A 301-nucleotide genomic window follows, 5' to 3' on the forward strand; every position below is an offset into this window, starting at 1 on the left:
TCCATATTGACTCCCCCTCGGATGATCAGGGAATCGGCTCTTCCTAGAATATAGATGTCGCCTTCCCGGATGACGGGCCGGTCGCCTGTCCTCAGCCAGCCGTCCTTGATTTTCAGCGAGGTCGCGGCCCGATCGCCGTAGTAGCCCTTCATGACGTTCGGTCCCCGCACGTACAGGACGCCTTCCACGCCTTCCTCGGCTTCCGCGGCAGGCCTTCCCTCCGCTTCTTCCGCCAGCACCTTCACCACGACGCCTGCGAGAGGCTTGCCGACGCAGCCTTTCCGGTTCAGGAAAGCGCCCG

At 63.1% G+C, this 301-nt stretch carries 1 protein-coding gene; it reads right to left on the minus strand.

Going from position 1 to position 301, the window contains the following annotated elements; genetic code table 11:
- Positions 1-301: AMP-binding protein (locus KVT34_RS30090; protein WP_217563277.1), on the minus strand; the 301-nt coding region annotated here is incomplete at both ends.

This window comes from Paenibacillus sp. GbtcB18 (assembly GCF_019091125.1).
Lineage (GTDB): Bacteria > Bacillota > Bacilli > Paenibacillales > NBRC-103111 > Paenibacillus_F > Paenibacillus_F chitinolyticus.